At 64.1% G+C, this 20,941-nt stretch carries 18 protein-coding genes and 1 pseudogene; 14 read left to right on the top strand and 5 right to left on the bottom strand.

Annotated elements, in window-relative coordinates; translation table 11 throughout:
• Positions 1-14 precede the first annotated feature (14 nt).
• The 7 genes and pseudogenes from JFU57_RS26675 (at position 15) to JFU57_RS26645 (ending at position 9,575) form a co-directional block, all read left to right on the top strand.
• Entirely contained in the window at positions 15-1,373 is a 1,359-nt protein-coding gene (locus JFU57_RS26675; RefSeq protein WP_201131362.1) for a DUF1329 domain-containing protein, read from the top strand.
• A 96-nt stretch (positions 1,374-1,469) separates the two neighbouring features.
• The gene (locus JFU57_RS26670; RefSeq protein WP_201131361.1) at positions 1,470-2,603 is read left to right on the top strand and encodes a WD40/YVTN/BNR-like repeat-containing protein; all 1,134 of its coding nucleotides are present in this window, start codon (positions 1,470-1,472) and stop codon (positions 2,601-2,603) included.
• Positions 2,604-2,638: 35 nt separating this feature from the next.
• Complete coding sequence (locus tag JFU57_RS26665) at positions 2,639-5,170, top strand: efflux RND transporter permease subunit (protein WP_201131360.1); 2,532 nt, start codon at positions 2,639-2,641, stop codon at positions 5,168-5,170.
• A gap of 47 nt (positions 5,171-5,217) precedes the next feature.
• Positions 5,218-6,189 (top strand): lactoylglutathione lyase, encoded by a 972-nt coding sequence (locus JFU57_RS26660; protein ID WP_201131359.1) that lies wholly within the window; start codon positions 5,218-5,220, stop codon positions 6,187-6,189.
• Positions 6,186-7,004 (top strand): enoyl-CoA hydratase/isomerase family protein, encoded by an 819-nt coding sequence (locus JFU57_RS26655; protein ID WP_201131358.1) that lies wholly within the window; start codon positions 6,186-6,188, stop codon positions 7,002-7,004. Before JFU57_RS26660 ends, JFU57_RS26655 begins: the two co-directional genes overlap by 4 nt.
• Positions 7,005-7,053: 49 nt before the next feature.
• Positions 7,054-7,875: an SDR family NAD(P)-dependent oxidoreductase gene (locus JFU57_RS26650; RefSeq protein WP_201131357.1), complete on the top strand. Its 822-nt coding sequence runs from the start codon at positions 7,054-7,056 to the stop codon at positions 7,873-7,875.
• Between the two features lie 96 nt (positions 7,876-7,971).
• Positions 7,972-9,575 (top strand): annotated as a pseudogene (locus JFU57_RS26645) (phytoene desaturase family protein).
• Positions 9,576-9,653: 78 nt separating this feature from the next.
• Here the strand turns inward: JFU57_RS26645 and JFU57_RS26640 are convergent.
• A complete protein-coding gene (locus JFU57_RS26640) occupies positions 9,654-10,298 on the bottom strand; it encodes a TetR family transcriptional regulator (RefSeq protein WP_201131356.1) in 645 nt (214 codons plus the stop codon).
• A gap of 392 nt (positions 10,299-10,690) precedes the next feature.
• On the opposite strand from JFU57_RS26640, the gene JFU57_RS26635 reads away from it, so the two are divergent.
• The 5 genes from JFU57_RS26635 (at position 10,691) to JFU57_RS26615 (ending at position 15,657) form a co-directional block, all read left to right on the top strand.
• Entirely contained in the window at positions 10,691-11,968 is a 1,278-nt protein-coding gene (locus tag JFU57_RS26635) for a cytochrome P450 (RefSeq protein WP_201131355.1), read from the top strand.
• Between the two features lie 58 nt (positions 11,969-12,026).
• Positions 12,027-13,058, top strand: coding sequence for a hypothetical protein (locus JFU57_RS26630; RefSeq protein WP_201131354.1), 1,032 nt, complete (start codon positions 12,027-12,029; stop codon positions 13,056-13,058).
• Positions 13,059-13,147: 89 nt separating this feature from the next.
• Positions 13,148-13,936, top strand: coding sequence for an SDR family NAD(P)-dependent oxidoreductase (locus JFU57_RS26625; protein WP_201131353.1), 789 nt, complete (start codon positions 13,148-13,150; stop codon positions 13,934-13,936).
• Positions 13,937-13,980: 44 nt separating this feature from the next.
• A complete protein-coding gene (locus tag JFU57_RS26620; protein WP_201131352.1) occupies positions 13,981-15,282 on the top strand; it encodes an MFS transporter in 1,302 nt (433 codons plus the stop codon).
• A gap of 24 nt (positions 15,283-15,306) precedes the next feature.
• Positions 15,307-15,657 carry a nuclear transport factor 2 family protein gene (locus JFU57_RS26615; protein ID WP_201131351.1) on the top strand — a complete coding sequence of 117 codons (351 nt, stop codon included), beginning with the start codon at positions 15,307-15,309 and terminating at the stop codon, positions 15,655-15,657.
• A 59-nt stretch (positions 15,658-15,716) separates the two neighbouring features.
• Here JFU57_RS26615 and JFU57_RS26610 read toward each other — a convergent pair whose 3' ends face one another.
• The 4 genes from JFU57_RS26610 to JFU57_RS26595 form a co-directional block, all read right to left on the bottom strand.
• Positions 15,717-16,550 (bottom strand): oxidoreductase, encoded by an 834-nt coding sequence (locus JFU57_RS26610; RefSeq protein WP_201131350.1) that lies wholly within the window; start codon positions 16,548-16,550, stop codon positions 15,717-15,719.
• Positions 16,551-16,636: 86 nt separating this feature from the next.
• The gene (locus JFU57_RS26605; RefSeq protein ID WP_201131349.1) at positions 16,637-17,872 is read right to left on the bottom strand and encodes an NAD(P)/FAD-dependent oxidoreductase; all 1,236 of its coding nucleotides are present in this window, start codon (positions 17,870-17,872) and stop codon (positions 16,637-16,639) included.
• A 20-nt stretch (positions 17,873-17,892) separates the two neighbouring features.
• Positions 17,893-18,213 carry a 2Fe-2S iron-sulfur cluster-binding protein gene (locus JFU57_RS26600; protein ID WP_020296350.1) on the bottom strand — a complete coding sequence of 107 codons (321 nt, stop codon included), beginning with the start codon at positions 18,211-18,213 and terminating at the stop codon, positions 17,893-17,895.
• Positions 18,214-18,242: 29 nt separating this feature from the next.
• Positions 18,243-19,505 carry an MFS transporter gene (locus JFU57_RS26595; RefSeq protein WP_201131348.1) on the bottom strand — a complete coding sequence of 421 codons (1,263 nt, stop codon included), beginning with the start codon at positions 19,503-19,505 and terminating at the stop codon, positions 18,243-18,245.
• A 350-nt stretch (positions 19,506-19,855) separates the two neighbouring features.
• On the opposite strand from JFU57_RS26595, the gene JFU57_RS26590 reads away from it, so the two are divergent.
• Together JFU57_RS26590 and JFU57_RS26585 are read left to right on the top strand one after the other, a co-directional pair.
• Positions 19,856-20,092, top strand: coding sequence for a ferredoxin (locus tag JFU57_RS26590; RefSeq protein ID WP_020296352.1), 237 nt, complete (start codon positions 19,856-19,858; stop codon positions 20,090-20,092).
• A 55-nt stretch (positions 20,093-20,147) separates the two neighbouring features.
• Positions 20,148-20,906: an SDR family NAD(P)-dependent oxidoreductase gene (locus JFU57_RS26585; protein WP_201131347.1), complete on the top strand. Its 759-nt coding sequence runs from the start codon at positions 20,148-20,150 to the stop codon at positions 20,904-20,906.
• Positions 20,907-20,941 lie beyond the last annotated feature (35 nt).

The raw sequence follows: 20,941 nt of genomic DNA, 5'->3' as shown, positions 1-20,941 counted from the left end.
CGGAGAACCTGTGTATGAAACGACAACTTGCCTTATCCATAGCCCTGATGAGCGTGGCCACCTGCACCCTGGCGGCCGGAGGCGATGCCTCGGAGCTGGGCAAAAGCCTGACCGCCTTTGGTGCGATCCAGGCCGGTAACGCCGACGGCAGCATCCCGGCCTATCAAGGCGGCCTGACCAAGGCGCCGGCCGGTTTCGTCGCCGACAGCGGCTTCTGGGTCGATCCGTTCAAGGATGAGAAACCGCTGTTTCGCATCGACGCCAAGAACCTCGACCAGTACGCGGACAAACTCAGCGAAGGGCAGAAAGCCCTGATGAAGAAGTACCCGACCTACTACCTCGACATCTACCCCAGCCACCGCACCACGGCCTATCCGCAGGCAGTGCTCGACGCCACCGTGCGCAATGCCAGCAGTTGCCAGATCCAGAAAGACGGCCTGGCGGTGGACACCAGCTGCCGCGGCGGGCTGCCGTTTCCGATTCCGAAGACCGGCAACGAAGTGATGTGGAACCAGCAGGTGCGCTACAAGATCGGCACCGGCTACTCGACCACCTCGTCCTCCAACAGTTGGGTGGTGGACGCCAATGGCTCGATCACCAAGACCGCCGAGCAGGCGACCTTCGAAGAGACCCCTTACTACCAGGTCACCCAGCAGGACCGCGACCCGACCATGTATGCCCGGGTGTTCTCGCGTAACGACTACCCGGCGCGGCGCTCCGGTGAAGTGGTGGTGTTGACCGACTTCCTCGACCCGTTGGCCAAGGCACGGCGCTCCTTCAGTTATTCCCCGGGGCAGCGCCGGGTCAAGCTGGCGCCGGAGTTCGCCTTCGATACGCCGGTGGCCAGCCAGGGCGGGGTGACCCTGTTCGACGAGCTGCAGATGTTCTCCGGCAGCCAGGACCGGTTCGACTACAAGCTGGTGGGCCGCAAGGAGATGTACATCCCGTACAACGCCTACAAGTTCTACTTCGGCATCAAGCAGGAAGACCAGTTCATGCCGCACCACGCCAACCCGGCGAACGAGCGGTGGGAACTGCACCGGGTGTGGGTGGTGGAGGCCACGTTGAAGCCGGGCATGCGCCACGTCTACAGCAAGCGCACCTACTACCTGGATGAAGACACCTACGGCGTGGGCCTGTATGACGCCTGGGACAAGAGCGGCGCGCTGTATCGCTCGATCTTCCTCAGTGGTGTGCAGCTGTACGACAAGGCCATTCCCTACAACGTGAAAAACGTCGTCTACGACTTCAACAAGGGCATGTATGCCTTGCTCAACGACGGCTTGAAGGGCGGCTACAAGTTCATCGACAAACCGCTTTCCGAGCGTGACATGAACCCGGAAGCCATCGTGGCTCGGGTTACCCAACGCTGACCGGTGCACGCCTGCCTTGCCCACCGGTTTGCGCATCAAACCGGGCGGGCGGGGCAGGCCTGTTCTGACCTTCGGGATGGTTGAGGAATAAAAATAATGACTGGCCCTTGTCCTGATTCTTTTCATCGCTCCACCTCACGCCTGGCGCTGGCCGTAGCGCTGGCCGTGGGTATGGGCGCATTGCTGGCGCTGCCCTCGGCGCATAGCGCGGCCGCGCCGGCCACCGACTCTCTGGATCTGCCTGCGCTGCGGGTAGATGAACAGCTGCCCGCACCCCTGCTGGCGGTGACCCGAGCCGGCGACGCCTTGATCAGCGTTGGCCTGCACGGGCTGATCCAGCGGTCCATCGATGGCGGGCAGACCTGGCAACAGGTTGACAGCCCGGTGTCCAGCGACCTGGTGCAGGTCCGGTTTCGCGACGAGCGCAACGGCTGGATCGTCGGGCATGACGCGCTGGTGCTGCACAGCACCGATGGCGGCCGCAACTGGCAGGTGCAGCTCGACGGGCGTCGGCTGTTGACCCTGCTCAACGACTACTACGGCCCACGGGCGGAGCAGGGCGATGAGTCCGCGGCCCTGGTGCTCAAGGAAATCCAGATGGCGGTCGGCACGTCGGCGACCCCGGGGGTGTTGGCCGCGCCGTTTCTCGATGTGTTGTTCGATGACCAGGGCCAGGGGTTTGCCGTGGGCGCCTTTGGCATGGTCCTGCACAGCCTCGACAACGGCCAGAGCTGGGAACCGTGGATCGAGCGCAGTGACAACGAGCGGCGCATGCACCTGTACGGGCTGGCGGAACACGCTGGCATCTTCTACATCAGCGGCGAGCAAGGCCTGCTGCTGCGCCTGGAGGCCGGGCAGCAACGCCTGGTCAGGATCGAGACGCCCTACAGCGGCACCTATTTCGGCGTCCGGGCCTTCGATCAACTGCTGCTGGCCTATGGGCTGCGCGGCAACCTGTTCGCCAGCCGCGACGACGGCCAGCACTGGCAGGCCCTGGCGACGCACCTCAACAGCAGCCTGGTGAGCATCGTCGAGCAAGGCCCGGAGTTGATCGTGGTGAGCCAGGGCGGGCAGTTGGTCAAGCTTGACCGGCAGAGCCTGAAGGTCACCGCACTGCCCGACGCACGAGTTGGCGAGGTGTATGCCGCCAGTGCCACCGCACAGGCCGGAAGCCTGGTTGTCACGCGCTTCAGTGGCGCCAAGGTCATCGATATTGCCCGGGCTGACTGACGCCGCCGGCACTGTCCCCCTACGAGAAAGAAAACATGGTCGAGCAAAAATTCAACAGCGGAATGCCAGTGATTGCCAACCTGGAGGACTTCGACAAGAACTCCGGCGGCTGGTTTGAACGGGTTATTTTCCGTCACCGCATGTTGGTCGTGGTTGCCTGCCTGCTCGCCACCCTGGTGTTGGGCTTCTTCGCCACGCGGCTGCAGGTCAATGCCAGCTTCGAGAAGATGATTCCCAGCTCCAGCCCCTACATCAAGAATTACCTGGCCTACAAAAACCAGTTGCCGGGGCTGGGCAACAGCATTCGCGTAGTGGTGGAGAACAAGAGCGGCGATATCTACGATCCGGACTACTTGCTGGCCCTGCAAAAGGTCAACGACACCTTGTACCTGATACCCGGGGTCGACCGCTCGTGGATGAAGTCGCTGTGGATGCCCATTGTGCGCTGGAAGGAAGTCACCGAGGAGGGCATCGACGGCGGTGCGGTGATGCCTTCGGACTACGACGGCAGTGAGAAGTCCATCAGCGCCTTGCGCCGCAACATCATGCGTGCCGGCATCATCGGCAACCTGGTGGCCAACGACAGCCAGTCGAGCATGATTGTCGCGCCGTTGCTCGACACCAACCCGCAGACCGGAAAACCCCTGGACTACGGCGAGTTCTCCAAGCAGCTGGAGACGCAGATCCGCTCCCTGGAAAGCGACCGGATCGGCATTCACATTGTCGGCTTCAGCAAGCTGGTGGGCGACCTGATCGACGGCCTGTATTCGGTGATGCTGTTTTTCGGTGCCTCGGTGGTGATCGCCGGCCTGTTTGTGTACTTCTACACCCGCTGCCTGCGCAGCACCCTGCTGCTGGTGGGCGTGGCGGTGGCCGGGGTGGTGTGGCTGCTGGGCTTGATGCAGATACTGGGTTACGACCTGGACCCGTACTCGATCCTGGTGCCGTTCCTGATTTTCGCCATCGGCATTTCCCATGGCACCCAGAAGATGAACGGCATCCTCCAGGACATCGGGCGCGGCACCCATAAATACGTGGCGGCGCGCTATACCTTCCGCCGGCTGTTCCTCACCGGCCTGACGGCACTGCTGACCAATATCGTCGGTTTCGCAGTGCTGGTAATCATCGATATCCCGGTGATCCGCGATCTGGCCCTGACCACCAGCATCGGCGTGGCGGTGCTGATTTTCACCAAGCTGCTGTTGATCCCGGTGGCACTGTCCTACCTGGGGGTGAGCCGCAAGGCCGCGCGCATCGCCATTGCCAAGGACCAGGCCGGCGAAGCCAACCGGGGTGTGCTCGGGCGTATCTGGCACGGCCTCGACCGCTTCACCGAACGGCCCATGGCCACGGCGGTGATTGCTCTGTCGCTTCTGGTGACCCTGCTGGGCAGCGTGGTGATGATGCACCTCAAGGTGGGCGACCTCGACCCCGGCGCGCCCGAGTTGCGCGCCGACTCGCGCTACAACCTCGACAACGCCTACATCACCCGCAACTACGGGCTGTCCAGTGACCAGTTCGTGGTCATCATGAAGACCAACGAAGACAGCTGCCGCCTGTACCAGTCGCTGCAAAGCATGGACAAGCTGGCGTGGCGCCTGCGCCAGACCCCGGGCGTGCAAACCACCCAGTCCCTGGCGGAAACCGTGCGCATGATCAGCTCCGGCATGGCCGAGGGCAGCCCGAAATGGCTGAGCATCAGCCGGGACCAGGCGATCACCAACTCGGCGGTGGACGCGGCAATGATTTCCGCCCCGGGCATCACCAATCAGCAATGTTCGGTGACCCCGCTGATCGCCTACCTGGCCGACCACAAGGCCGACACCCTGAGCCGGGTGCTGAAGGTCTCCGAAGACTTCGCCAGGCAGAACAACAGCGCCGCGGGTGCCGAACAGCCGGTGGAGTTCCTGCTGGCGGCGGGCAATGCCGGGATCGAGGCGGCGACCAACATCGAGGTCGAGCGCGGCATCATCACCATGTACCTGGCGGTGTACGGCGCCACCGCCTTGCTCTGCCTGCTGACCTTCCGCAGCTGGCGCGCCACGCTGGTGGCCCTGATCCCGCTGCTGATGACCACCATTATCTGCAAGGCGCTGATGGTCTGGCTGGGCATCGGGCTCAAGGTCGCGACCTTGCCGGTGATCGCCGTGGGCGTTGGGGTAGGGGTGGACTACGCGTTGTACCTGCTCAGCGTGCAACTGGCGGTCCAGGCGCGCGGCGGCAGCCTGGCTGTGGCCTATCGGCGCTCGCTGGACTTCACCGGGCGGGTGGTGGCCCTGGTGGGGCTGACCATGGCTGCCGGAGTGATTACCTGGGCCTGGTCGCCGATCAAGTTCCAGGCCGACATGGGCATCCTGCTGACCTTCATGTTCCTCTGGAACATGCTCGGCGCGCTGGTGCTGATCCCGGCCCTGTCCCATTACCTGCTCAACCCCAAGGGCAACTCCAAGGGCGGGATGACCCTCGACCTCGAGGACGCCCGCGCGCAGCAGGAGCAACGCAAGCCTGCGGCCGAACCGACCTACCACGCATTGACTGAGCCCGCCTTACCGCGGCGTGCCCGCTGACTGATCGCCGGGCCCAGGGCCTGGCTGGCAATTGCAAGGAGAGAGAGATGTTCGAGTTACTGATGAGTGCCGACATGATGGTTCCGGACCCGGACGGCATGACCGAGATGCTGGTCGACAAGCTGGGAATCTACAAGCACGAGCGCTGGCGCCAGGCGTTCGACAACCACCCCTACATCGCGCACTTTCTGCGGGTGCACAAATCCCTGGCGGTATCGCCGACCCGGATCGAGCCCCAGTGGCATCTGGACCGACCCAACCCGGGCGATCCGCTGTTTCATGACTTCCTGGAAAGCCTGAAGGACTTCCAGGGCCGCCATCGGCCGATGCTCACGCACTCCATCGTGCTGGCCCTGCACGGCGACAAATTCGACGCCCTGGTGGACAAACTGATGCGCCGGCGCCTGCCGTTCCGCATGGCCCAGCGCACCCCGGAAATGCCCTTCGACCGCCTGTGGCTGGGCGCCACGCCGGAGCAGCCGTACTACCAGCCTTCGGTGGATGGCGGGCTGTGCATCGAGATCATGCCGACCGAGCCGCTGCAGATGCCGGCGCAAACCTACCAGTTGCCACCGGTGCAGCCACTCGATCTCAAGCCCGGCGACATGGTGCGGGTCACCGCGCGCGGCTTCCTGGTGCGCGACCTCGATGAAACCCTGCGCAAGGTCTCGACCAATCTGGACTGGGAGCCGAGCGGCCCGGTGGAAAGCATCCGCAGCGAAGGCTACCGCCGAGCGCGCATGGGCTTCAGCGTGCCCAACAGCGCGACCCTGGATGTGCTTGAGGCCACCTACTGGAATACCGACGCCGGGCACTACGTCAATAACTGGGGCCCGGGGCCTTACTACATCCGTATCGGGGTCAACGACCTGGCCGCCAAGGCCGAGGACCTGCGGGCCCGTGGTACGCAATTCCAGTGGATCGAATCCTCGGAGGCGGTGGGTGGCCGGGCACTGATCAAGATCGATCCACGGGAGCTCGACGGCCAGGTCTTCGAGTTCGAGGAGTGCCCTGCATGAGCACAGCGCAAAACCAGCAGCCGGTGCTGCTGATCAACGAGGCTGTGCGCCTGGAGCGCGAGGCCAATGTCGGCTGGGTGGTGCTGACCCGGCCACAGCAGATCAACGCCATCAACGATGACATTCGCCGGGGCGTGCCCCAGGCACTGGCTTTGTTGCAGCAGGACCCGGAAATCCGCGTGATCGTGATTCGCGGCGAAGGCGAGCGGGGCTTTTGCGCCGGTGCCGACATCAAGGAGCGGCGGGGCCCGGAGTCGAGCCTGCAAGTGCGCCTGCGCATGGAAAATGTGCGCTGGATCGAAGCCCTGGACACCATCGGCAAACCGGTGATCGCGGCGATCCATGGTTACTGCATGGGCGGTGGACTGGAGCTGGTACTGGCCTGCGACATCCGCTTTGCCGCGCCCAACGCGGTGTTCGCCCTGCCGGAAACCGGCCTCGGGCTGATTCCCGGCGGCGGCGGCACCCAGCGCCTGTCCCGTGTGGTCGCGCCGGGCCAGGCCCTGGACATGTTGCTCACCGGCGACCGGATGAACGCCGAGCAGGCGCAGCGCATTGGCCTGGTCAGCCGCCTGGCCAGCGATAGCGCGAGCCTGGTGGACGAGGTGCGGGCCTTTGCCCAGCGCATCGCCAGCAAGCCGCCGATTGCCTCGGCCTTTGTCAAGCAGGCGGCCAGGGCGGCCCTGGAGCTGGACCTCAAGAGTGGCTTGAACCTGGAGCTGGACCTGTTTGCCTTGCTGGCCCCGACCAAGGATGCCCGTGAAGCGGCCCAGGCCTTCAGCGAGCGACGCGAACCGCACTTCACCGGCGAGTGATCGTTCACCCCTTGGATCAATGTCTCCCCAGAACAATAAGGAATCGGACATGAATACAGGAAAACTGGCAGGGCGCGTGGCCATTATCACCGGCGCCGGTGGTGGCCTGGGCGCCGAGTGCGCCCGGGTGCTGGCGTCCCATGGCGCCAGTGTCGCCGTGGTTGATATCAACCTCGAAGGCGCCAGGACCGTGGCCCAGGCACTGGAGGAGCAGGGCCACGCGGCCCTGGCGATCGGCACCGATGTGTCGTGCGAGGAGCAGGTGCAGGCGATGGTCGCCCAGGTCCGGCAGCACTTTGGCCAGATCGACGTGCTGCACAACAACGCGGCGATTCTCAACGCCGAGCAACGCCAGCTGGACCGCGATTTCGTCAACCTCGACATGCAGGCCTGGGACCGCGCCATCGCGGTCAACCTGCGTGGCGCGGTGCTGTGCACCAAGCACGTGATCCCGGTGATGCTGGAAAACGCCCGGGGCTCGATCATTTTCGCCACTTCGGGCCTGGGCATGCAGGGCGATATGTCCCTGACTGGCTACGCCACGTCCAAGGCCGGGCTGATGATGCTGCCGCGCATGGTGGCTTCGCAGTACGGCAAGCAGGGGATCCGCGGCAATGCGTTGCAGATTGGCCTGGCGCCTTCGGAGCACGCGATGCCGGAGCCGTTGCTCGACATTCTGCGTGACAACCACTGCACCGCCGAGCTCGGCACGCCGCGCCAGATCGCCGATGTGGTGGCCTTCCTGGCCAGCGACGAATCGTCCTTCGTGACGGGCAGCACCCTGGTCGCCGACGGCGGGTTCAGCAGCCACACGCCGTCGCTGGTGGCCATGCGCGCATTGTTCGCGCAGATGGGCCGCACGGGCATGTAACCCTTGCCACGGCCTGCCCCGTGGCAGGCCGTGGACCTCTTTGCCGCCACCGCCGCCGCGTGCCGCCGTGGTTGAACTTCGACATGGAAGCATGTGATGAATCAGAACCAACAAGCGCAAAACACCGATTTCGATGTGATCGTGGTCGGCGGCGGCACCAATGGCCTGTCGGCAGGCTGCTACCTGGGCATGGAAGGCAAGAAAGTGCTGGTGCTGGAGGCCCTGGACAAGGTGGGCGGCATGGCGTCGTCGGGCTACCTGATTCCCGAGGCGCCCCAGCATCTGGTTCACCCCTGTGCCCTGGACATGATGTCGATGCGGGTGCATGCCCATGTCCCGGCGGAGCTGGGGCTGGAGCGCCATGGGTTCAAGTCGGTGGAGCTGGCCCCGGGTTATGTGTACCTGCACCCGGATGGCCAGTCGCTGATCTTCTGGCGTGACCGCGAGAAGACCGCCGCCGAGATCCGCCGCTTCAGCAGCCACGACGCCGAAGCGTTTCTGGCGTTCATGAAGGTCATCGACCTGTTCCTCGACATCGCGCTGCCGATGATGCGCGTCGACCCGGCCCGGACCAACCTGGGGGTGAAGTTGAAGCTCCTCGGCACCGCGCTCAAGCACAAGGCCCTGAAGCCGGAGCTGATGGCGCTGATGACCGGCTCCGCGCTGCAGGCGGCGCGCGAGCGTTTCGAGCATCCGGTGACGATCTCCGCGATGTGCGCGCTGACCGGCCTGGCGGGCGATATCAGTGCCGATGGCGGGGGTATCTACTACGCCTTGCTCGGCTTTCTCCATCGCTTCGGGGTGGGTCGGGTACTGGGCGGCATGCAGCAGTTGAGCAATGCGATGCAGGCCCGCCTTGAAGAGTTGGGCGGGCGCGTACTGCTGTCGGCCAGCGTCAGTGAAATCGTGGCCAGAAATGGCCAGGTCAGCGGGGTGAAACTGGCCGACGGCCGCGAGTTCACCGCTCGCGCGGTGATTGCCGGCTGCCACCCCAAGCCGGCGCTGGAGATGGTCAGCCCCGGCGAAATTCCCAAGCATCTGCTGACGCGCATTGCCATGGCCCCGGCCAATGCCAAGGGCTCCGGCCCGCTCAAGGTGGATGTGGCGCTGCGCGGGCAGATCTCCCTGCCACGTTTCGAGGCCGCGCGGGGTGACGGCGTGGACCTGCGCAAAACCGTGATGCTGATCGGCACCGAAGAAGCGGTGCTGGAGAACTTTGCCGCCTGCGCCCGAGGCGAGGTGCCGACCTTGCCCTACATCACCGTGGCCGCGCCGAGTGCCGCCGATCCGTCCCAGGCTCCGGCCGGCCAGGACGTGCTGTATATCTATCCGCCGGTCATGCCGGTGAACCCCAACCAGGGCTGGGATGCGCTGCGCGAGCAGGTCGCCGACCAGGCATTGGAGCAGCTGTATCCCTACATCGACGGCATCCAGGGCCAGGTGCTCGGCCGCCGGATAGAGGCCGCGCCGGACTTTACCGCGCGCTTGAACACCGTGAACGGTTGCGTGGTGCACATCGACACCACGTCGATGCGCTCCAGCACCATGCGCCCGGCCTATGGGCTGGGGGCGATACCTTGCCGGTGGCGGGCCTGTACCTGGGGAGTGCGGGCATTCATCCCGGCGGCGGGGTCAATGGCATGGCCGGGCGCCTGGCGGCCCGACGGGTCAGCGCCTACTTGAAGAAAACCCGGCGCTGAACTGCGAGTGGCCACGGCCTGGTGACGGGCCGGGCCAGGCCGCATGACGCCGGCAGCGCCCAGACGCTGCCGGCTTTTTCATGCCCCCAGGGCGATGCTCGCCAGGACAAAGTCCGCCGAATACTGGCGCCAGGTGGACATGCCTTCTGCCGAGTCGGTGTCCAGCCCGGCAAGGGCCGACATCGAGTAACGATTGGTGAACCAGCCGGTGGTCACCAGTGAAGCGCAGGCCAGCAGCAGGCGCGGGTTGATGTCTGCGCGGAAGTCGCCGCTGGCCGCACCGCGCACCAGGATCGCGTTGAGCTTGGCGATCAGTGCCGGGGCCATTTCCAGAAAATGGTTGCGTGGTGTTTCGTGGACGTCGTGGTAGCGAATACCTTCCAGGGCCAGGCTGCCGAGGAAGGGGTCGAAACGGTATTGGTCGAAGAAGTGATTGAGCACCGTGCGCATCGCCTCGGGCGGTGCCAGTTGCTCGACATTGAGGTTGACCAGCTCGGACATGATGTTGTCCGAAGACTCATCCAGCACCGCCACGAACAGGCCCTCCTTGGAGCCGTAATAGTGGTAGACCAGCTGCTTGGTGACCCCGGCATCGCGGGCAATTTCCTCGACCCGCGCACCGGCTAGGCCTTTGCGGGCGAACTCGATACGAGCAGCCGCGAGCAGGCGATTCATCGTGTTGCGTTTGCCCGGCTCGCCACCTTCTGCTGCCTTTACCACCACCTTGAGCTCCTTATGCCTGCTTGGGCCACGTTGTTCATATCTTGAAGCATTTACTCGATGCCTTCGTTTGACCTGGGGTCAAACGAATCGAACTGCCCGTCCACAGGCGAGCGCATACCATAGGTTGGCAGCCCAGGCTTCGGACGTAAAGCGCCGAAAAGCCCGCTGGCACGCTTTAGCACCGAGGGTTCCAACCAGGCCGTCTTGGTGTGCAGAAGAATAAAAACAAGAGACTCGTCGATGCCGCATTCGCCGTTACCGGTTTGCCGGCCCCCTGGTTTTCGACCCTGTTGCTGTTGTCGCGCGGCGCTGTCGCGAGTCTCGCATCCCCGGTATCGCCGTGCGCAAGGACCTGACTGCGCACAGCGAGGGCCACACGATAGGAGAGCCTGATGAGCAACGAGAGCGCAGCACTGGATTTGGCCACCGCGTATTCCGCCGTATCACAGATGTACCGTGGCACTGACCTGGACATCCATGCGGTGTGCCGCGAACAACGCCTGAAATCGCCGATCTACGAGGGCGACTTCATCACCCAGTTCGGCGTGCCGACCAACGCCGGCACCCAGCAGGGCACGCGCCCGACCTATGCCTTGTTCAAGTACCAGGACGTGATGACCGTGCTGCGCGACGGTGCGACCTACACCAGCGGTTTTATCGCCGAAGGCCTCGGGGCGTTTTTCGATGGCCTGATCATTCTGGCCATGGACGGCGACGAGCATCGCAAGGTGCGCGCTCTGTTGCAGCCGGCGTTCATGCCGGAGACCGTGAACAAGTGGCGCCCGCAGATCGACCAGGTGATTCGCGAGGAATACCTGCAACCGATGCTGCCGGCGAAGAAGGCCGACCTGATGAAGTTCGGCCTCGAACTGCCGATTCGGGTGATGTATGCGCTGATGGGTTTCCCTTCCGACGACCCCTCCAAATACAAGCAATACGCGGCCTGGGCCTTGGCCATTGTCGGTGGCAACCAGATCGACCCGAGCAAGATGGTCGAGGCCCGGCGCCAGGCCGGCATCGCCGTCAAAGGCCTGTACGACGCCCTGGAAGGGGTGGTGGTGCAGCGCCGGGCCGAGGGCAGCCAGGGTGATGATGTGGTCGGGCGCCTGCTGCGGGCCGAGTACGAAGGGCGCACCCTGGATGATCACGAAGTGATTACCTTCACCCGTTCGCTGCTGCCGGCCGCCGGTGAAACCACCACCCGCATGTTCGGCTCGGTGATGACCCTGCTCCTGACCACTCCCGGCTTGCTGGAGCGGGTCAAGGCTGATCGCTCGCTGATCGGCCGATTGATGGACGAAACCACCCGCTTCGAGCCGGTGGCCACTTTCAAGGTGCGGGAAACCGCCAAGGACGTGGAGTTCCACGGAGTGACGATTCCCAAGGGCTCGTTCGTGCAGTGCATGGTGGTCTCGGCCAACCGTGACGAAGACGCCTTCGACAACCCCGATGTGTTCGATATCGACCGCAAGCCCAAGCCGTCCTTTGGCTTCGGCTTCGGTCCGCACATGTGCATCGGCCAGTTTGTCGCCAAGGTGGAAATCAGCTGCGCGATCAACGCGATCCTCGACCTGTTCCCCAACCTGCGCCTGGACCCTGGCCAGCCAGTGCCGCAGATCAGCGGCGCGCAATTGCGCGGTGTGTCTTCGCTGCCGGTGATCTGGGACTGAACCCGGCTCGCCACCCGGCAGCCTTTTCCAAGCCTTGAAAAAAATAACAGAGGGCACCATGAGAACCTTTAAAACCATTCCCGAGCGCGGTGATTTCGGCTTTCAGCAATTGGTCGGGCCGCACAAGGTCAGCGGCGCTTCAATGTCCGCCGAGCGGGGCTTTTTCGGCCTGCACCTGAGCAAGAGTTCACCCTTCGGCTCGGTGCGTGACGAGCAGGGCAATATCTATTCCTTCGTGCGTTCGCTGATGGCCCCCAACGGCACGCCGAACCCGACCAAGTTCTTCTACCTCAACAACCATGTCGACCAGGTCAACCTGCGCATGGACCACGAAAAAATGGCCAGGCAGGCCCTGACTCCGTTGCCCGTGCACAGCCTGGAGGGCGACACCGCGCGCTGGTCCAGCCAGCCGGGCGAGGCCGGCAATGCCTGGGAGATCACCGCCAGCAGCGAGCGCCTGACCTGGAAGGAAGAGGGCTTGTTCCACCTCGAAGGCCGCCTGCTGGGCCCGGGGTTGCAGTGGTACTTGCCGGGGGTGGAGTGGGGCACCTTTTACGTCTCCCAGCTGTGGGAGCTGGCCGGCGTCTGCGAAGGGCGTCCGGTCAAGGGCGCCATGGCCCTGGACCAGTTCTACATGGCCGAGGGCGGGGCCATCCACTTCAAGAAAGACCTGGTGGTGAACAACAACAAGCACGTGATCTGGTGGTCGTTCGTCACCGTCTACCAGGACGGCACCTGGGACACGGGCTCGTTCATGGTTGGCCACGATCACCTGGGCTACGCCATTTTCAACAATGAAAAAGGTGAAGTACGGGTTACCACCGACATCGAAGGGCAGACCGAACACAAGGACGGCAGTTACTTCCTGAAGTCCGCCAGGATTGTGCTGGAGGGCAAGGAAGAGTGGGAGTTCCTGCCGGATGAGCGGGGCGAGATGATCGACTTTGTCGGCGGCTTCCCGATTACCGCGCAGCAGGAAGGCCGCTGGCGTCGAGTCGGCGATACCCGCGAGCCTTCCCACTGGCTGGGCTGGGGCGAGTCGGACCGGCGCAACGGTTCGGCGCGCAACGTGCCCGGCAAGGATCTGTAACGCCCTGTGAAGTGCGCCTGGCGCGGCTCAACGGCCAGGCGCAGCGACTGCGACAACGCCTCGAATCATAAAAACAATGAGGAAGCGCAATGAAATTCCGCGACAAAGTAGTACTGGTCACCGGTGCCGGCCGCGGCATGGGCCGGGCCATCGCCCTGGCCTATGCACGCGAAGGCGCCAAGGTGGTGGTGTCGGCACGCACCGCGCGCTACGGCGAGCAGACCATCGAGCAGATCAATGCCCTGGGCGCCCATGCCTGCCTGGTGGGAGGCGACATCGCCGACCGGGAGGCGATCAGGGCCATGGTGCAAGGGGCCGTCGAGCATTTTGGCGGGCTGGACATCGTGGTTCACTGCGCCGCCGATACCAGCCATGGGCTGATCGCCGAGATGGCCGACGACACCTTCGATCACATCGTACGCAGCAATATCCAGTCGTTGTTCTGGCTGGCCAAGGACTGTGCACCTTATCTGTCCAGGGCCGTCGATAAAGGCCGGCTGATTTTTATTTCCTCGGGCGAAGCCAACCGCAAGTACACCCCGCGCCTGATTGCCTACGGCTCCAGCAAGGCCTTCATGAACGCCTTCGCCCGTGGCCTGGCGGTGGAGTTTGGGGCCTTGAACATCCTGGTCAATGTGGTCGAGCCCGGGCTGATTGGCACCGACCATATGCTTGAAACCCTGGGTGATGAATTGCCGCACACACTGGCCGCGCATTTCCCGGTGGGGCGCCTGGGGGAGTCCGCCGACATTGCCCATGCGGTGCTGTTTCTCACCTCCAACGAGGCCTCCTACATCACCGGCACCTCGCTGCTGGTGGACGGTGGCGCCACCATGATCGCGCTGCCCAAGGTCGAAGAAATCCTCAAGGGCCATTAATCATGTCGCGCATCCGCGATGGCGGCCTGCGCCGGGAGTTAATCATGACGACTGAGACACGCAAGAGCAGCGACAAGGCCCAGGATGGCAATGATTTTTCCGAGTTCAAGCGCGGTTGGCGCGTGGTTTTGCTGGGTTTGTTCGGCATCTGCACCAGCATCACCGCCGCGCTGTTGTATGCCTTTGGCACCCTGGTGATCCCGCTGGAACAGGCGTTCGGCTGGAGCCGGGGCGACCTGCAAGCCGCGATCACCTTTCTGTTCGCCGGGGTGGCGATTTCCACCCAGTTGGTTGGCTGGCTCTACCGCCGTTATGGCCTGCGCCGGGTGGCGATCGTGTCGATCGTGCTGCAGATCCTCGGTTACTTCGCCATCACCCGTATCCAGGGCTCGATCGGCTGGTTGTACCTGGCATTTTTCAGCATGCCGATCGTGTGTGCCGGCACCATTGCCATTACCTGGACGCAGTTGGTCAACCTCTGGTTCGAACGCAATCGCGGCCTGGCTCTGGCGGTGATCCTGTGTGGCACCGGGCTGATGGCGATGGTGCTGCCGCCGTTGCTGTCGCGACTGATTGCCGCCTATGGCTGGCAAGCCGGGTTTATCGCGCTGGGGGCCATGCCGTTGCTGTTCACCTTGCCGATGACGCTGCTGTGGTTGCGCCTGCCGGCTCAGCCGGCCGGCGCGGAGTCGGCGACCCGGAAACAGCCGCTGCAGCTGTCCGGCATGAGTTTCAGGCAGGCCCTGGGTTCGGGCATGTACTGGGGCTTCAATCTGGCGCTGATCCTCTCGGTGTCGTTGACCGTAGGCATGGTCACCAACCTGGTGCCGATGCTGCAAAGCAAGGGCCTGAGCGCCCAGGAGGCGAGCCAGGTGTTCAGCACCTTTGGCATTTCGATCATCGGTGGGCGCCTGCTGGTGGGTTACCTGCTGGACCGCTACTCACCGTCGCTGGTGGCTGCGATCAGCCTGGCGCTGCCGGCGCTGGGGTGCGCGATCTTTCTGTTTGGCGGTGCCCAGAGTACGCCGCTGCTGGTGCTGGCCACCCTGTGCATCGGGGCCAGTGCCGGAGCCGAGTTCGACCTGGCGGCGTTCCTTATGGCGCGTTATTTCGGGCTCAAGGACTACGCGCGGATCTTCGGCCTGCACCTGTGCCTGATCACCATTGTGTCCGGGCTGGTGCCCATGTTGTTCGGTCATCTGTACGACGTCTACGGCAGTTATTCGGCGGTGCTGGTGTGCTGCCTGTGCTGCGCGATTATCGGTCCCGGAATCCTGCTGTGGCTGAAAATGGAGCCGGCTTTCCTGGCGCGCCAACACTCGCTGCCCACCCCGCAGCACGCCTGACCCCACCCTGAGGATGAACCCCCCATGAACCTGGATAAACACGCCATCGAACAGTTCCTGCACGGTCAGATCGACTGCTGGAACAAAGGCGACAAGCAAGGCTTTTTTGCCCACTACCGCAGCGTCTCGAGCAATGGCTTGAGTATCGAATATGTCGGCAAGCCGCAGCACGATGCCTGGCAGGTGCTGGAAGGCATGTGGGCGCAACAGCAGCCGAAGATCCGGGTCGAGGTGCGACAGTGCATCGTCAACGGCAATGAAGCGGCATGCCATCACCTCAATGCCTTTCGCGAGGGCGCAGGCGGGATCGAGACCATCGAGTTGTATCGGTTCGAGGAAGGCAAACTCTTTGTGCGCTACTTCATCAACCTCTAGGCGCTCGGTGTCGGCCCTGCACGCCCGCCGAGGCGGCGGGGCGTGCAGCCGAGGGGGCGTCAGACGCCGTCGGTTGAACAGGTCAATTCGCGCCACTCTTCGATCTGCGCCAGCATGGCCTTGAGCTTGGCGCTGACTTGCTGGTACGCATCGGAGCCGGCCAGATAGCGCAGCGGCGGCTGCTCATGGCTGGCGAGGTGCACCAGGGCCGCGCCGAGTTTTTCCGGGCTACCGGTTTGCAGATGGTTGCCGGCCGCCGAGGCCGCCTTGACCTTGGCGGTGAACCCGGCGTAGTCCTCCAGGGCCCGGGCCCCGAACACCGCCGAGCTGGGGTCGAGGAAGTCGGTACGAAACACCCCGGGCTCCACCAGCGTGACCTTGATCCCGAATGGCGCCACTTCCTGGGCCAGGGATTCTGAAAAGCCTTCGACGGCGAACTTCGACGCGCAGTACAGCGCCGCGCCGCCCATGCCCAGCACGCCGCCCATGGACGACAGGTTGAAGACCCGGCCGCTGCGTTGCCGACGCATCACCGGCAGCACCGCACGGCATACATGCAATACGCCGAACACATTGGTCGCGAACTGGCGTTCGGCGTCCTGGCTGAAGTTGTCTTCGAAGGGGGCCAACTGGCCGTAACCGGCGTTGTTCACCAGCACATCGATGCGCCCAAAACGCGCAACCGCAGCCTCTACCGCGGCCAGGGCCTGGGCTTCGTCAGACACATCCAGGGGCACCGCCAGCACGCGCTCGCCGTAATGGGCGAAGGCGTGTTGCAGGGGCTCGGTGCGTCGGCCGCTAACCACCACGCGGTCACCGTCGGCCAGCGCGGCCCTGGCAATCGCGGCGCCGAGGCCGCGGGCAGCCCCGGTAATAAACCAGACTTTATTCATCGTTATCGCTCCAGCAGTTGCGCAAAAAAAGCCGCGCCCAGCCCTGGGGCTGGCGCGGCGGCGAGTGGTTCGTCGGGCGCGGCTGCTCAGTCGCGGTTGGCCGCTTCCCAGGCCTTGAGGTCGAACCCTTCTGCGGCCGCTTCGGCTGCCGTCAGCCGGGGCGCACGAGCGAGGATTTTACGCGCGGCCATGTGGTCGCCCATGCGGTTGCAGGACTCCACGGCCACCAGCCGTTCGTTGCGAAAGCACAGGACCGAAAGCTGCCGGTCCTGGGCCGAACCCAGGATCACGGTGCTGTCATGGCCGTGGGAGAGCCCGGCAATCTGCAGCTTGAGGTCGCCCTGGTCGGTCCAGAACCAGGGCAGGGCACTGTAGGGCGCGGGCTTGCCCATCAGGCGTGCCGCCACGGTGCGGGCCTGGTCGTTGGCGTTTTGCACCGATTCGAGGCGGGTGTGCTGTTCGTCGTTTTGCAGGCAGGGGAAACTGGCGACGTCGCCCAGGGCGGAGATCTGCGGGTCGGAGGTCAGGAGATTGACGTCGACCTTGATCCCGTTCTCGATGGCCAGCCCGGCTTCGGTCGCCAGCTGCGCGTTGGCGATCACACCGATGCCGAACACCACCAGGTCCGCGGGCAGGCTGCGGCCGTCGGCGGTCTGCACGGCACAGACGTTGCCGTTGTCGCTGTCGATGCGGCTCAAACCCTGGCGGAAATCGAAGTGCACGCCCCAGGCCTCGTGGGCCTGGCGAAACAGCTCCGACATTTCTCGCGACACGGCCCGGGCCATGGGCCGCTCGCCCAGTTCCAGCACATGCACGTTGGCCCCCAGGGCCGCCGCCACCGCTGCGAATTCCAGGCCGATAAAACCTGCACCAACCACCACCACATTGCGTGCCGCCTTGGCCAGTGGTGCCAGGGCGTCGGCATCGGCCTTGGTCTTGATGCCGAATACCTGGGGCAGCTCTGCGCCCGGCACCGGCAGCGGCCGATTGTGGGCGCCGGTGGCCAGGACCAGATGGTCGTAGCTCAGGGCCGCCCCCGAGGCCAGCACCACCCGCCGGTTCAGGCGGTCAATGGCGGTGGCCTGGTCATGCAGCAGCTCGATGCCTTGAGTGGCATAGAACTCGGCCGGGCGAAACAGCAGGTTGGTCTCCTGGATCTTGCCCAGCAGGTAGGCCTTGGACAATGGCGGGCGCTGATAGGGCAGGCCGGGCTCATCGCCGACCAGGGTAATGCGGCCGGCATAGCCTTCCTGGCGCAGGGAGGCGGCAACCTGAAAACCGGCCTGGCCAGCACCGACGATAACGACTGAGGCAAGTGTCATGGACGCTCCTTGAGGCGCATTCAGAATTGCGAAGAAGGCAGGTGCAGAACCATGCCGTCCATGTCTTCGCTGATGATCAATTGGCAGCTCAGGCGGCTGTTGTCACGGCGCTCGAAGGCGTATTCGAGCATGTCGTTTTCCATGCCTTCGGCGGCTTGCACCTTGCCCAGCCAGGCCGCGTCGACATAGGTGTGGCAGGTGGCGCAGCTGCACGCCCCGCCGCAATCGGCGGGCAGCCCCGGGACCGAGGCGAAAGTGGCGGCCTGCATCACCGACTGGCCGATGGCGCCCTGCACCTGATGGGCGGTGCCGTTGTGTTCGATAAAGGTCAATGTGGGCATGTTCTGCTCCGTTCTTGTCAGGGGGTGGCTCAGGAATGGCTGGGCAGTGCCTGCGCATCGAAGCGCGGCACTCGTCCCAGGGTCAGTAGCAGCAGGGGGCCGATCAGGCAGCAGGCGGCGCTGTACACCAGCATCGCGGAGTAGGAGCCGCTGCGCGCGAGCATAAAGGCGAATAGCAGCGGGGCCAGGGCCGAGGCCACGGTGTTCAGGCCCTGGTGCACGCCAAACAGGCGCCCGTATTCACGCAGGCCGAAGTAACGGGCAATCAGGAATGCGGCGATGTCGAATTCCGCTCCCGCGCCGAAACCCACCAGCACCGCTGCCAGCATCAGGGGCATGAACTCGCTGGTGCCACTCAGGTAGATAAGGCAGCCGACGGCGGGCAGGATCAGGCTGATGGCCGACACCGCCGGCGGCCACAGGCGGTCCAGCAGGTAGCCGATCAGCATCCGGCCGAAGATCAGGGAAATACCGAAGCAACTGAAGATAGTCGCCGCGTCGGCCGCCGACAGGCCCTTGGCCTGGAGCATCGGCACCGTGCTGGTGACCATGCCGACGATCGAGGAAATCACCAGGCTCAGCGCCAGGTTGCAGGTCCAGAACTTGAGCGAACCCATGCCTTCGCGAAAGCTCATGCCGGGCAGGCTGGCCAAAGCGCGGCGGTCATCCTCGCTGCCCGCGGCGGTCGGCAGCTTGAACCACAGCAGGATCAGCGGCAGCAGCACCAGCAGGTTGAGCAGCGCGAGAATCACGAAGGCTGCCCGCCAGTCCCAGTGCTCGATGCCCCAGGCCATCAGCCGCGGGACGGTGGCGGCGGTGACTCCGGTGCCGGACAGGCCAATGGCCAGGGCCAGGCCGCGATTGCGCTCGAACCACAGGCTCAGCAACTGGGTCCAGGTCACCGCCAGGGCGCCCATGCCGACAATCGGCAGCAGGGCGAAGGCGATGTACATCGACCAGATCGACTGGGTCAGCTGGGTCGTAGCCAGGTAGCCGAGGGACAGCAACAGCAGGGAGACCACGGTGACCCGCTTCATGCCGAAGCGCAGGTTGAACCACCCCACCAGTTGCAGCGAGACCACGGCACCGCCGAAGAGAAAGGTGATGCACGCCTGCAGTTCGCTTTTGCTCCAGCCAAAGGCGTCGCCCAGGGGCACAACCAGGGTGCCGAAGCCGTACAGCAGTGCGGCGTTGATGCTGATGGCAACGCCGGCGACCGACAGAATGAGGATTTTCCAGCTTTGCCGGAATTCGTCGAGATCAATTGCCGCTTCGTTTTTCGAAGGGTGCATGGGGTTGGCTTCCTTATAGGTTTTGTTGAGCCAAGCACTGCTGTCGGAGGCGCTGTGGAGCCGCGCCAACGGATTCATTGAACAGAATCCGCTGTTCTATTCACAATAAAATCAGAATTTTGCCGTTGTCCAGCAAAGCCATCTGACTCACAGACAAACGAATTTCCTGCGGCGGACCCGCCGTTCAATCAATCTGGTTCCGGCGGTGTTCAACATCCCGCCGCTTTAGGCCCTTGAGCGGTTTTTTCAGCGGCGGATGCCAGCCAGCATATCCGCGCTAAAAATTAATTGCACATAAAATAAATAAGTGTTCATAATTTGCCAATGCTGAACCTGATAAGGAGAAAAAAATGAGTTCAGAGCATGCGCAGTTCAAAGCCGTGGCCGACCGTGGCCGCTGCTGTGGTTACGGTTTGTGTGCCGCGATTTGCCCCAGCCTGTACAAACTCGACGCCGACGGCCTGGTGTACTTCGATGATGCCCGCGTGCCACCGGAGCTTGAGGAAGAGGCCCGCGAAGGCGCCGCCGCCTGCCCGGCGGAAGCAATCTGGCTGGAGCCCATCACCCCTGAAGAGCCAGCCCCTTGATCGGCCGCGACTGCGCCGCCGGCAACGGGACAACCACTGACTTGAGGATGTGCTGATGGGACGTTTACAGAACAAGGTCGCCCTGATCACCGGCACCGGCGGTGGCCAGGGGCGCGCGGCGGCCCTGCGTTTCGCCCGGGAAGGGGCGATTGTGGTCGGTTGCGATTTCAACGCCGAAGGCCATGCGCAGACGGCAGCCCTGATGCAGGACGAAGGTTTTACCCTGTATGGCTCGGCACCGGTGGACCTGGGCGAGCATGAGCAGGCCAAGGCCTGGATCGAGGCGGCCGTCGCCGAGCACGGGCGCATCGACATTCTCTATAACAATGCCTCCGCCGCCCGCTTCGGGTTGGTCAGCGAACTGTCGATCGAGGATTGGCAGTACACCATGCGCAATGAAATCGACCTGCTTTTCTACACCACCAAGTACGCCTGGCAGCATCTGGCCGAGCGGCGTGGAGTGATCATCAATGTCTCCTCCACCGCGGCCTGGGGCGGCTCGAAAGTCGCCGGCATCAGTGCCCATTCAGCGGCCAAGGGCGCGGTGGTGTCCTTCACCCGCCAGTTGGCGGTCGAAGGGGCCGCGTGCGGCATCCGAGCGGTCAGTTTGAGCCCGGGGTTCGTCGCCACCCCCGGCACGCGGCCGTTCCTGGAAGACCCCAAGGTGCGGGCCATGCTGCTGGACGGGGTGCTGATGGATCGTCCCGGCGAACCCGAGGAAGTGGTGGCGCTGGCGGTCTTCGTGGCGTCGGACGAGGCCTCGTTCATCACCGGTTCGGACTTTGTCATCGACGGCGGCCTGCTGGCGATCTAACGCGTAACCTGCCGGGGCAGGTGCCGCTGGCAGCC

Source organism: Pseudomonas sp. TH07, assembly GCF_016651285.1.
GTDB lineage: Bacteria > Pseudomonadota > Gammaproteobacteria > Pseudomonadales > Pseudomonadaceae > Aquipseudomonas.
The sequence above is the reverse complement of the archived record's forward strand: the minus strand, read 5'-3'. Positions and strand labels throughout refer to the sequence as shown.